This window comes from Salinicola lusitanus (assembly GCF_038648475.1).
GTDB lineage: Bacteria > Pseudomonadota > Gammaproteobacteria > Pseudomonadales > Halomonadaceae > Salinicola > Salinicola lusitanus.
In genome coordinates this window covers 3,395,801-3,408,656 of record NZ_CP151919.1, presented here as the reverse complement: position 1 = coordinate 3,408,656, position 12,856 = coordinate 3,395,801, and the positions used below count along the sequence as shown (strand labels likewise).

Here is a 12,856-nt window from a genome sequence, read left to right as displayed (position 1 = left end):
CGCACCGTGACATGTCCTGCCACCGTTTCGTACTCAACCCATGTTCGTGTAGCGCCCCTAGCAAGCAGGTAATGAAAGCAAAGATGTAATGGTAATGAGCAAGCACGCCACTGGGCTCGACGAGCGTCGACCCGAATTCGCACCGATGGCCGCATCGCGCCGTTCGACCTGCGTTTTTCGGACATTCCCCTCGAGTTCCTGACGCGGGTCTTCAGCGTATTGCACGCTGAGCTCGTTCTGGCACACCCTCTGCGCCTGCTTGCCCTGCCGGGTCGCTTCACCAATGTGCGCGAGCACAGCACGACCGCTTGCGGTTCGTCGTCGCCGATTGCAGCACGCCTTCCACCGGCACGCTCAATTAGCGAGACCGTATGAAAAGAATGCTCATCAATGCGACACAGCCGGAAGAGCTGCGCGTCGCACTCGTGGATGGACAACGCCTTTACGACCTGGACATCGAATCCGGTGCCCGGGAACAGAAGAAAGCCAACATCTACCGGGGCAAGATCACCCGCCTGGAACCCAGCCTCGAAGCGGCCTTCGTCGACTTCGGCGCCGATCGCCACGGCTTTCTGCCGCTCAAGGAAATTTCCCGCGAGTACTTCTCCAAGGACCCCTCGGGCCGACCCAATATCAAGGAGGTCCTGAAAGAGGGTCAGGAAGTCATCGTCCAGGTCGACAAGGAAGAGCGCGGCAACAAGGGCGCGGCACTGACGACCTTCATCAGCCTGGCGGGACGCTTTCTGGTCCTGATGCCCAACAACCCTCGCGCCGGCGGTATCTCTCGCCGGATCGAGGGCGAGGAGCGCAGCCAGCTCAAGGAGGCCATGGGTCAATTGACCCTGCCGGACAAGATGGGCGTGATCGTGCGCACGGCGGGTATCGGCCGCTCCCCCGAGGAGCTGCAGTGGGATCTCGACTACCTGGTTCAGGTGTGGGATGCGATCACCACCGAAGCGGTCAAGCGCCCTGCCCCGTTCCTGATCTACCGCGAGTCGAACGTAATCATCCGCGCCATGCGCGACTACCTGCGCCAGGACATCGGCGAGGTGCTGATCGATAGCGCGGACGTGCACGAGGAGGCGCTGAGCTTCATCCGTCAGGTGATGCCGTCCTACCAGCAGAAGATCAAGCTCTACACCGACGACGTGCCGCTGTTCTCGCGCTTCCAGATCGAGTCCCAGATCGAGACCGCCTATCAGCGTGAGGTCAAGCTCCCCTCGGGTGGTTCGGTCGTCATCGACCATACCGAGGCGCTGGTCTCGATCGATATCAACTCGGCACGCGCCACCCGTGGCGCCGACATCGAGGAGACCGCGCTCCAGACCAATCTGGAAGCCTCCGACGAGATCGCCCGCCAGTTGCGACTTCGCGATATTGGCGGCCTCGTGGTCATCGACTTCATCGACATGTCGCCGGCACGCAACCAGCGCGAGGTCGAGAATCGGGTTCGCGACGCCCTCAAGCTCGACCGCGCCCGCGTCCAGATCGGCCGTATCTCGCGCTTCGGACTGATGGAGATGTCGCGCCAGCGGCTTCGCCCTTCGCTGGGCGAGACCAGCGGCGTCGTCTGCCCCCGCTGCGATGGCCAGGGCACCATTCGCGACGTCCGCTCCATGGCACTGTCGATCCTTCGCCTGATCGAAGAAGAGGCGATGAAAGAGCGCAGCGCCCAGATTCGCGCCATTCTGCCGGTGCCGGTGGCGACCTACCTGCTCAACGAGAAGCGTAACGTTCTCTCCGACGTCGAGCGTCGCCAGAGCGTCAAGGTTCTGCTGCTGCCGAATCCGGAGATGGACACGCCCCACTACGACGTCCAGCGCCTGCGTGACGACCATGTCTCCGAAGATGGCGACGAGACCAAGTCCAGCTTCGAGCTCTCCGTCGACAGCGACCTGCTCAAGGAGCCGGAAACGACGCTCTCCAAGCCGATCCAGCGCACCCAGGCCGCCGTGCAGACGGTCCAGCACACGGCCCCGGCTCCGGACTCGCTGCATCAGGAACCCGAGAAGAAGGTCGCCCCCCAACCCGCCGCCGAGAGCACGGCCACGCCAACAGCGACGCCGACTCCGCAGGCCCAGGCGGCCAACGGCGGCCTGATGCAGCTCTTCAGGGGCCTGTTCGGCCGCCGCCGTGCCGACGAGGAAGCAGCGGGCTCCAGCGATGCCTCCGGCCAGCGTGATCAGGGCAGCCAGGGTGGCAACCGCTCGGCGGGCGCTTCCCGCAGCAGCAATGCAGACAACGGCTCGGCCAACTCCCGCCCTTCCCGGCCGACGGGCCAGAAGAGCGACCAGCGCAGCGATCGCGATAACAGCGGAAAGCGCAGCGACAGCGCCTCCCGCAGCAACGACGGCAACGCGCGAGGCGACAACAACGCCCGTGGTGGCGATGGCAATCGCCAGGGCAACAACCGTCGCCGTCGCGGCCAGGATGATCGTCAGGGCGGCAGCGACAGCCGTAATGACAATCGCCAGAGCCAGGGTCGTCAGCCGCGTCAGGACAACCGGCAGGACGGTCGCGGCAAGACGGACAAGATCGGCAACGAGGCAAAGGGCGACACCGCAAAGGCCGATACCACCAGCCCTTCAGGCAACGTCAAAACCCCGCGCACCGACAACCGCGACGCCTCGCCCGCGCCCAGCGCTCCCAAGGAGACTGGCGAGAGCAAGCCGAAGCGGACACGCAACAATCCGCGCAACCGCTCGCGCAAGCACGCCCTGAACCCGGCAGCCGCCGAGGAGCAACAGAAGCTGCAGGCGGCAGCGGCGGCCGATACCGGTGACGACGCCAAGCCAGCCGAGTCGGTCGAAGCCGAATCGCTCCAGGATCAGACGGCCTCTTCCGAGCGCCACGCCCCGGTGGCCGAGGCCAAGAGCGAGGAAAGCGAACGCACGCGCGCCGAACAGGCCGAACCGACCGCGACCACGAGCGAGCCGAAAGAGCCCCGATCCAGGACCAAGACCGCCGAGGCAGCCGCGTCTGGAAAGGCGGCTAACCCGCGGAAGTCGGAGCGGACCAAGCCGACATCCTCCGAGTCGGTCTCGACGGACAGCGCCCCTGAGACATCCGTCCCGGACGAGGATCAGGTAGTCAAGGCGCAATCCGAGGCAGCGACCGAAGCGGACCAGAAGGCCACGCCGACGGAGACCGTTTCAGAAACCAGCCAGCGGGCGGACGATAACGACGTCGCTGCCGACGCCACGGCCGAGTCTTCCGAGCGGTCTGTCGAAGTGCCGGCGACCCCGGCGTCTGCCGAGGCCAGTACGACCGACACCGCCACACCGTCGGCGACCTCTTCGGCAAGCGATGATGCCGCCAGCCAATCGGCGCCTGGCGAAGAGACGTCACAAGCGGAGCGTGTCGAGACCTCACCGGCTCACGAGGCGATCGCCCAGTCGACGGCATCGACCGAGGAGAGCCCGGCGTCGGCAGCTCCCGCCGGACCGATCGCGGATGAGAAGGCAGATCAGCCTGTCCAGGACGTGACCAAGGCCGACGACGTCGCGCCCGAGGAAAACGCACCGCGTGACACCACACCGGTAGCGCCGGTATCCGAAGCGTCGGCAACGCCCGCCTCAACGGAGGAGGACACCGGGACAGCGGCTCCGACCCAGGATCAGGCGCGTCAAGCCGAGGCCAGTGCAACCCCGGCCAATGAGCGTCCGCTCAAGGCCGCGGAAAGCCAGTCTGGTGACGAGAGCGAACCCCGACGACCACGTCGCCGGCGGGCGCATAACGATCCGCGTGAAAAGCGGCGTCGCGAGACCGGCCAGGGCGACAACTGAGTCGCCCCCAGCCACGAAAAAGCCCAGACAGCGATGTCTGGGCTTTTTTAATGCCCGGGGTCCGCGCCCCGATCCATTCCAATACCCAAGCCGGCCTAGAGTCTGTCCGACAGTCGGCGAGCGAAGGCCAGACCGGAGCGCGGAGCCAAGGCAAAATCGGCCAAGACGGACCGGGCTGGCGCACCGGTTTACGGGGTGGAAATGCGTATTTTGACGGGGACGCCTAGCTCGGGGGCGCCTAGCTCGGGGACGCCTAGCTCGGGGGCGCCTAGCTCGGGGGCGTCGAGTTCTGGCTGGCGTTCCAGCCGATTTTTAACACCGTACTGTCGAGCGCAAGCAGTTTTCGAGGGAGCCCAGCACTCGGTGGCGCGCCCCTGCCCGCTCAGAGGGCCGCGGTCTGGATGCCGCGAGGCTCGCGTTCGAGCACCACCCCGAACGCCGCCCGCACGGCGCCGACGATTCTCTCGGAGAACGAGAGCAGCTCTTCCAGCGAGCCTCCACCGAAATGGACCAGCACCAGGGCCTGGCGATCGTGGATGCCGAACGCCCCTTCGCGAAAGCCCCGCAGCCCGCACTGGTCGATCAGCCAGCCGGCAGCCAGCTTGACCCGGCCATCCGGCTGCGGGTAATGCGGCATCGAAGGCGCCGCCGACAGCAACCGATCGGCCAGAGACCGCGAGACCAGTGGATTCTTGAAGAAACTGCCGGCGTTGGGCGTGACGAGCGGGTCGGGCAGTTTCTCCCGACGAATGGCGCAGATCGCCTCGAAGATCGCCTGCGCGCTCGATGGGTCGGCAACGCGATCACCGAGGGCGCCGTACCCCAGCTTGGGCGACGGCCGTGTGGAGAGCGTCAGCCCCAACCGGGTGATCACGACCTGGTTAGCCAGTTCGCGCTTGAACACGCTGTCACGATAGCCCAGCTCACACGCCTCCCGGCGCAATTGGCGACGCTGACCGTCTCTTCGATCGACCAGTTCGACCCAATCGAGCACGTCGCCAATCTCGACACCATAGGCACCAATATTCTGTATCGGTGCCGCGCCGGCCAGTCCCGGTATCAAGGCGAGGTTCTCGATCCCCCACAGTTCGCGCGCCACGCAGCGTTGGACCAGCGCATGCCAATTGACGCCAGCGCCTACCTCGACATGCACGGCGCCGCCTTCACCCGCCATGAACGACACGTCATCGAGCTCCGCCCGCAACGTGAGCCCCCCCACCACCGGCGGCAGCAACACATTGCTCCCTCCACCGAGCACCGTGAGGTCCCAGTCGTGGCGATTGGCCAGTTCCACGCCTCGCACGACGTCGCACTCGCGGCGGGCGAGCCAGAAACGCTCGGCCCGGCTCGGTAGCGCCAGGGTGTTGGCGTGACCTAGATCGTGATCGGCCTGCAGCTCGGGGATCGAATCCGGCATCAGGCGCCGTCCACACGCTGGCGAAGCGACGCCGTCAGCCCCTCGACGGCGAGCTCGAGTTGATCCAGCACCCGGAGAAACCCCGCCTCGCCGCCGAAATACGGGTCCGGCACATCCGTGTCCGGCTGGTTGGCGTAGTGGAGCAGGCGGGAGACTTGTGCGCGACTACCTTCCGGCCGCCGCGCCAGCACCTGATCGAGATTGTCGGTATCCATCACCAGAATCTCGTCGAACTGCGCGAAGTCCTCCTGCGCCAACTGGCGCCCACGCAAGCCACTCAGGTCGACGCCGCGCTCCGACGCCGCCTGGACGGCGCGAGGATCCGGGGCCTGGCCGACATGCCAGGCCCCGGTGCCGCAGGAGTCGATCTCGACGCTAGCGTCGAGGCCCTCGTCCTGAAGCCGCTTTCTGAGCATGCCCTCCGCCGTCGGCGAGCGACAGATGTTGCCCATGCAGACGAACAGGACCCGCCATACGGGACGCGACTCGCTCATGCTCTCTCCCGCTGAGAAAAATGCTGACGCACCCGCTCCAGGTCCTCCAGGGTGTCGACGCCGCCAGGCAGGGACGAAGAGACGGTCGCCACCTGAATGAGATGACCGTGCTGGAGCGCCCGCAACTGTTCGAGCTGCTCCAGCTGCTCCAACGGCGCCGGCTGCCAGTTGACGTAATCGCCCAGAAATCCGGCACGATAGGCGTAGAGGCCGACGTGACGCAGCCAGGAATCCGTCTCGAGCCGTGTCGGCGGCTGGGTCTTCCAGGCATTGCGATCCCAGGGGATCGGCGCCCTGGAGAAATAGAGCGCCCGCCCGCTCAAGTCGGTCACGACCTTGACCACGTTGGGATTGAACAGCGTATCGACATCGTGAATCGGCTCGGCCAGCGTCGATACCGACGCCCGCGCGTCGGACGCGAGACGCGTCGCGACGAGATCGATCGCCGAGGCCGGCAGCAGCGGCTCATCGCCCTGGACGTTGACCACGATAGTCTCGTCCGGCAACGCCAGCTTGGCGCTGACCTCGGCCAGACGGTCGGTGCCGGAGTGGTGATCGTCTCGCGTCATGACGACCTCGGCACCGAACCCCCGGGCCGCCTGTTCGATACGCGCATCATCGGTGGCAATCACGATCCGCGACGCGCTGCTCTCCCTGGCCCGCAACCAGACGTGCTGGACCATGGGCAGCCCGTCGATATCCATCAGGGGCTTGCCCGGGAGGCGGCTGGAGCCGAAGCGGGCCGGAATCACGACAACAAAATCGCTCATGACGTCGGGGCCGCCTTGCCGAGCTTTTCCTCGGTCGACATGACACGCGCCTCGCTCTCCAGCATCACCGGGATCCCGTCTCGGACCGGATAGGCCAGCCCGCTGACCGAGCTCTTGAGCTCCTGACGTTCGCGATCGAAGGTCAGCTCGCTATGGCTGACCGGACAGATCAACATCGTCATCAATTCCTTATCCATGATCATTCCTTATCGGAGATTCCGAATACGTCGGCGTGTTCGCCAAACCAGCGCCGAGACATGTCACCATGATCGCGCCATCGCCGCTGATACGCCAGCGAGGCGCGAATCGAATCTGGGCCTCGCAAGACAACGGCCTGCGCTCGGCAAGACGGCGTTGACAACCGCCTGCCGCGCCGGTCCGATCCGTACTTCGCCAATGTTCGCCTTAGCGACTCGCCCCGGCCGGGCCTTCGCTCACCGACGTTGGGTGCAACCCCTGGTCACGCTTCCAACCCTCGACCCGCTCGGCCCACCAGGCGACGAAAGCCGGTTCCGGTCTCGCCTCCACATCCAGCGCCCAGCAGCGGTCATCGACGAAGTCCGTGCACTTCACGGCATCCTTGGCCGTCATGATCACCACCGCGGCCTCCCTGGGCAGGTCCGCCGCCGAGAATCGATGATGGTCGCCGAAAGCGTGCTTCTCATGGGCGATCCCCAGGGCTTCCAGCGTGTCGAAAAATCGCTGCGGATGGCCGATACCGGCCAGTGCCGCCACCGATTCGCCCGGACCGAATGGCGGATGCTCGACGGGATGGCGCTCGCCGCTCGCCAGATGTCGCCATGCCACGGGAGAGAGCGTCAGCGAAAAACGGGGCGCTGCGCCCTCTTCATCGTCGGCTAGCGGAACCTCCCCGCCGTTGCCGATCAGCGCATCGACGTCGCGCAAGCGCTCGAGAGGCTCCCGGAGCGGCCCACGCGGCAGGCAGCGCCGGTTGCCAAGGCCGCGCCGGACATCCATGACGACCAGTTCCAGCGTGCGCCCCAGGGCGTAATGCTGGAGACCGTCGTCGGCGACCACGATGTCGCACTGGGCATGCTCGATGAGCCAGCGCGCCGCTCGGGGACGATCGGGGTCTACGACCAGCGGGACCCCGGTCTGTCGAGCGAGCATCAGCGGCTCGTCGCCGCTCTGCGCCACCGGCGTCTCTGCGGTCACCGCCAGCGGGTAGCGTTCGGCCTTGCCGCCGTACCCCCTGGAGACGATCCCCGGCCGCCAGCCGTTGTCGCCCAGCCAGCGCACCAGCCAAGCGACCAGCGGCGACTTGCCGGTCCCACCCACCGAGAGATTGCCCACCACGACCACCGGCACCGGCGGCTGCCATACCGTCCGACGCCCCGTCCGATAGGCCTCTCGCCGGCGCGCGACGATGGCGCGATAGAGCCACTCCAGCGGCGCCAGCAGGACGAGCCAGGCCGAACCGCGATACCAGGCGCGCTCGAGCGGGGTCACGCCTCCTCCTGAAACTGGAGCTGATATAGCGAGGCGTAGGCACCGCCCTTCTCCAGCAGTTCGGCGTGAGTCCCGCTCTCGATCAGGCAGCCCTGATCCATGACGGCGATTCGATCGGCGCGCTCGATGGTCGACAGCCGGTGGGCGATGACGAATGTCGTTCGACCCTGGCAGACCACCTCCAGCGCACGCTGGATATAGCGTTCGGACTCGGTATCCAGCGCCGACGTCGCCTCGTCGAGTATCAAAACCGGGGCGTCCTTGAAGATGGCCCGGGCGATTGCCAGGCGCTGGCGCTGGCCACCGGAGAGCATGACGCCATTGTCCCCGACCAGGGTGTCGTAGCCTTTCGGCAACTGTTCGATGAACTCGTGGGCGTAGGCCGCCTTGGCCGCCGCCTCGATCTGCTCGCGACCGGCATCGGGCACGCCGTAGGCGATGTTGTCGGCGATCGTGGTGTTGAACAGCGTCACCTGCTGGGAGACCAGGGCGATCTGCTGGCGCAGCGGCGACAGCCGATACTCCTGGATATCGACGTCGTCGATCAGGATGCGACCGTCGGTGGGCCGATAGAATCTCGGCAGCAGCGACATCAGCGTCGACTTGCCGCTCCCGGAGCGTCCGACGATGGCGACCATCTGGCCAGCGGGCACGTCGAGATCGATGCCCTTGAGCACCTCCGGCTGGTCTTCGTCATAGGCGAATCGCACCCCTTCGAAGCGGACGTCGCCCTTCAGTCGCGGCGGCATCCGGCTGCCCTCGTCGTGTTCCGTCGGGCGGCTCAACAGGCCGAACAGCTCCTGGGACGCCGACAGGCCCTTCTGGATGATGCTGTTGACGTCGGTCAGCGAGCGGATCGGCTTGGCCATCAGCGAGGCTGCCGTGATGAAGGCGACGAATTCGCCCGGCGTCATGGCGTTCATCAACTCCGGCGCCATCGCCAGCCACACCAGCCCAGCCAGTGCCAGCGCCACCAGCAGCTGGATGACCGGCGTACTGGTCGCCTTGGTCATCGCTTCCTTGATGCTCTGCTCGCGGTTGTAGTTGCTGGCGGCCTCGAAGCGGCGCTTTTCATACTCCTCCGCGCCGTGGGTGCGCACGACCCGATAACCGGTCAGCGCCTCGGAGGCGACGTGGGTCACGTCCCCCATCGAGTTCTGGATACGCCGGGAGATCTTGCGGAATCGCTTGCTGGTGTAGCGCACCACCAGTCCGATCAACGGCGTCACGCACATGAAGATCAGCGTCAGCATCCAGTTGGTCCAGAACAGATAGCCGATCAGGCCGATCACGAACAGGCCCTCCCGCAGAATGATCGTGATCGCATTGGTGGCAGCGCCCGTCACCTGCTCGACGTGATAGGTGACCCGGGAGATGAGATGGCCACTGGAGTGCATGTCGAAGAAGCGGCCCGGCAGGTGCAGCATGTGGTTGAAGACGTTGCAGCGCAGCCGATGCACCACGTTGCGCGCCACGTTGCTCATGAAGTAGGTGCCGAGAAAGGTTCCGACCCCCCGGGCGGCAAACATGCCGATCACGAATAGCGGCAGGAAGTAGCGAAACGCGGCGTCGGGATGCTGTATCCCGTCGATCAGCCGTTTCATCATTTCCGCCAGAGCCGTGCTCGAGGCGGCGTAGATGGCATAGCCGACCACCGCCAAGGCGAACGAACGCCACTCTACGCGGACGTATTCTAGAAGGCGTCGATAGAGTGCCAAACTGGAAGCTTGCGACACGGTAACTCCGTTCGACTGGAAAAAGGTCTGGCCTGCGGCGCTGCGCACACCGTTCAGCCAGGACACCGGGGGGACGAGCGTCGACGAAGCCCCGCTCCGCCGTTGTGCGCCCCCGGGCGCCCATCAGGGGCTGGATTCTACCCCAACATCCCCCGCGTCGACAGCCGAGCGCCTAGACCATCCCGGATGGCGCTGGGTGGAGACCTCGAGCTCGGATGGCGTCAACACGACACGTACCGCACCATCATAAGCCGTGTTCCAGACCCGGCTCCCGGCATCGACGAAGCGCTGCACGACCGCCGGCGCCGGGTGGCCGAACGGATTGCCGCGTCCGCTGCTGAAGACCACCTCGCGCGGGCGCGTCGCCGCGACCAGAGTCGGTGACGAGCTGGTGGCGCTGCCATGATGGCCTGCCACCAGCACATCCAGGCGGCGGCGCCCCAGCGGCCCACGCTCGAGCGCGTCGACGAACTCACGCTCCCGACCCGCCCCGGCGTCGCCGGTGATCAGCACCCGGCGCGTGCCCAGCGTCACCAGGAGGACACAGGAGCGGTCGTTGGCGTTGGCGGCGACATCGCCGGCCGGCGGCGAGAGAAAACGCCACGAAGCCTCCCCTTCCTGCCAGCCGCCACCGGCCTCGCAGGGACGCGACGGCAACCCCAGCTCGTTGCCGCGAGGCGCCCACCAGCGCTCCACCCGATGCTCCCGGCGCAGCGCGGCGACCCCTCCCGAGTGATCGGTATCGCTGTGGGTGACGACGACATCGTCGAATCGCTGGCCCGGCGGCCACAGCAGGGAGGCCGGCATGAACCCCGAGCCGAAACGGGGGCCGGTATCGATTAGCACGCGCCGCTCCCGCGTCTCCAGCTCGACCAGTTGCCCCTGGCCGACGTCGTAGACGGTGACGACCAGTTGGTTCCGTTCCAGGCCAGGCGCCCGCAGCAGCGCGACGAGTATCAGCAGCGAGGGGCAAGCCCACGCCCGCGTCGACCGCTCCACACCGGGCAGCAGCCATAGCAGCCCCCACAGCGTCAAGGCCGAGGCGATCGGCCAGCGCCACCAGGGCGCGGGGCTCCACAACGGCCAGCTGTCGGCGGCGCCGGCGAGAACGGCGGCCAGCGCCGTCGCCAGTTGGTCGAAGGGCCACCAGATCCCGCTCGCCACTGCCGGCCAGCCGCTGAAAAGCCAGCCCACGAACCCGAGCGGCACCATCACGCTACCGACCAGCGGCACGGCGAACAGATTGACCAGCGGCGCCACCGGCGACAGGCGCCCGAAGGCGAGGAGCACCGCTGCCGCCATGAACGGCGCCAGCAGCCACTGGCTGCGCAGCAACGCGATTCCCCACCCTCTCCAGCCGGTGGGACGGGGGCGTCCCGACCACGCCACGATCAACACGGCAACGGCCAGAAAAGAGAGCCATAGACCCGGCCGCCAGGGCGCGAGCGGGTCACTGATCACAGTCAGCCCCAGGGCCAGCCACCAGGCTTGCCACCAGCCGGGGGCGTGACGTCCGCTGGCTGCCCAGAGCCCGACCGCGGTCATGATCGCGGCCCGGGTGGCGGGAGGCTCGAAGCCGGCCAGCCCGGCATAGGCGAACGCCGCTGCCCCAGCCCCGATCCACGGCCAGACCGTCATCCGCCAGGAGAGTGGCTGAAACCAGCGCGACAGACGCCGGAGAAGCCATAACACAAGCGTCGCGACAAGGCCGACGTGCAGACCCGAGATCACCATCAGATGGGTCGTTCCCGTGGCGTTGAGCAGCCGCCAATCGTCATCGTCGAGCCGCTCTCCCGCGCCGAGCGTCAATGCCGCCAGCCAGCGCTTGCCTCTGGGTGACAGCGCCATCTCCTCCAGCTGGCCGAGCGCCAGCCGACGCAGGGAGAAAGCGGCCCCGGCGAGGCGTCGTGGCGACTCGTCGCGAACGTAACCGAGCGCCTGAATCCCCTCCCGCCAGAGCCAGGCGCCGTAATCGAAGGTATCCGGGTTGGCGAACCCCAGCGGCTCGCGCAGGCGGGTATTGAACGACCAGCGCTCCCCGGGCTGCAGCTCGGGGGCGCCGTACCAGGACAATCTGACCCGCGTGGCCGCGGGACAGGCGTCATCCGGCTCGGTGGGACGACAGCCATCGATATCGAAGAGGAAGCGGGAACGGCGCTGATCGGCGTCCAGGGACAGGATGCGACCGGTCAGCACGAACTCGTGCCCCGCCAAGGACGGAGGCAGCACGCCGTGGCGCTGCTGACCGACATCATGGGCACAGACCAGGAATGCCAGCGTCGCCAGGCCCGCCCACAGCGACCGTCTCCAGAGCGCCAGTACCAGGCCGACACCGGCCATGGCCCACGGCACGCCCCAGAGTGAGGCTTCCGCGCCGCCGATGCGCTGGCCGACGAGCGCGGCCAGCGCCAACGGCATGGCCCAGCCGGCACGACGGACCCATGCCCAGGTCCGTCTTTTCGCTTCAATGCCCGGCAAGGCCAAGCCTTCTCGATGGAGGAGTTAACATGGCGGGCCCTTGGGGTTGTATGGATAATGGGCCTTCTTCGTCCAGCGAGCGGCCTCATGTCTCGTCGATGGTTACAACGCTACATCCCCAGCCAGGAGAGGCTGCAGCGCACTCGTTCGCTGCGATTCATGCACCACATGCTGGGCGATCCGGCGATGTGGGTACTCTCTCGCCGTAGTGTCGCCAACGCCTGCATGGTCGGCCTGTTCGCGGCGATGCTGCCCATTCCCGGCCAGATGCTGCTGGCGGCATTCGGTGCCTACTGCCTGCGCGCCAACCTGCCGCTTTCCGTCAGTCTGGTCTGGCTGACCAACCCCCTGACCATGCCGGTGGTGTTCTACTTCAACTATCGGGTCGGCGCTTGGGTCATGAACTATCCCGCGCGTCAGGTCCCGGATCACATCACCACCATGTGGATCGCCGAGCAGATGGCTCACATCATCCTGCCGCTGGCGGTCGGCTCGGTCATCGTCGGACTGGTGCTGGCCACCGCCGGCAACGTTCTGGTGCGATTGATCTGGCGGTTCCAGATCTACCGTAGCTGGCGCAAACGTGCCAGACGGCGACAGCGCCGGCAGCGGCAGTGAGCGGCGCCGAGGCGACGCCATCGATACCGTGCCCGGCGAGTGCGCGGACGCAAAAAAAACCGCCCTGGACTATTGATCGTCCAGGGCG

9 protein-coding genes are annotated in these 12,856 nt (G+C 66.6%); 2 read left to right on the top strand and 7 right to left on the bottom strand.

Going from position 1 to position 12,856, the window contains the following annotated elements:
* Window positions 1-371: 371 nt before the first annotated feature.
* Window positions 372-3,785 carry a ribonuclease E gene (gene rne, locus AAGT95_RS15275; protein ID WP_342594387.1) on the top strand — a complete coding sequence of 1,138 codons (3,414 nt, stop codon included), beginning with the start codon at window positions 372-374 and terminating at the stop codon, window positions 3,783-3,785.
* A 382-nt stretch (window positions 3,786-4,167) separates the two neighbouring features.
* Here the strand turns inward: rne and murB are convergent, their stop codons facing one another.
* From murB to AAGT95_RS15240, 7 genes are all read right to left on the bottom strand, one after another.
* Window positions 4,168-5,202 carry a UDP-N-acetylmuramate dehydrogenase gene (gene murB / locus AAGT95_RS15270; RefSeq protein ID WP_342594386.1) on the bottom strand — a complete coding sequence of 345 codons (1,035 nt, stop codon included), beginning with the start codon at window positions 5,200-5,202 and terminating at the stop codon, window positions 4,168-4,170.
* A complete protein-coding gene (locus AAGT95_RS15265; protein ID WP_342594385.1) occupies window positions 5,202-5,696 on the bottom strand; it encodes a low molecular weight protein-tyrosine-phosphatase in 495 nt (164 codons plus the stop codon). Before AAGT95_RS15265 ends, murB begins: the two co-directional genes overlap by 1 nt.
* Window positions 5,693-6,466: a 3-deoxy-manno-octulosonate cytidylyltransferase gene (kdsB, locus tag AAGT95_RS15260; RefSeq protein WP_342594384.1), complete on the bottom strand. Its 774-nt coding sequence runs from the start codon at window positions 6,464-6,466 to the stop codon at window positions 5,693-5,695. Before kdsB ends, AAGT95_RS15265 begins: the two co-directional genes overlap by 4 nt.
* Window positions 6,463-6,663: a Trm112 family protein gene (locus AAGT95_RS15255; RefSeq protein ID WP_187775931.1), complete on the bottom strand. Its 201-nt coding sequence runs from the start codon at window positions 6,661-6,663 to the stop codon at window positions 6,463-6,465. The genes kdsB and AAGT95_RS15255 overlap by 4 nt, the downstream gene beginning before the upstream one ends.
* A gap of 208 nt (window positions 6,664-6,871) precedes the next feature.
* The gene (lpxK, locus tag AAGT95_RS15250; protein ID WP_342594383.1) at window positions 6,872-7,936 is read right to left on the bottom strand and encodes a tetraacyldisaccharide 4'-kinase; all 1,065 of its coding nucleotides are present in this window, start codon (window positions 7,934-7,936) and stop codon (window positions 6,872-6,874) included.
* Window positions 7,933-9,672 (bottom strand): lipid A export permease/ATP-binding protein MsbA, encoded by a 1,740-nt coding sequence (gene msbA / locus AAGT95_RS15245; protein WP_342594382.1) that lies wholly within the window; start codon window positions 9,670-9,672, stop codon window positions 7,933-7,935. The genes lpxK and msbA overlap by 4 nt, the downstream gene beginning before the upstream one ends.
* A 123-nt stretch (window positions 9,673-9,795) precedes the next feature.
* Entirely contained in the window at window positions 9,796-12,150 is a 2,355-nt protein-coding gene (locus AAGT95_RS15240; protein ID WP_342594381.1) for a DNA internalization-related competence protein ComEC/Rec2, read from the bottom strand.
* 87 nt (window positions 12,151-12,237) lie between these two features.
* Here AAGT95_RS15240 and AAGT95_RS15235 point away from each other — a divergent pair, with 87 nt between their 5' ends.
* Window positions 12,238-12,768, top strand: coding sequence for a DUF2062 domain-containing protein (locus tag AAGT95_RS15235; RefSeq protein ID WP_110600138.1), 531 nt, complete (start codon window positions 12,238-12,240; stop codon window positions 12,766-12,768).
* Window positions 12,769-12,856 lie beyond the last annotated feature (88 nt).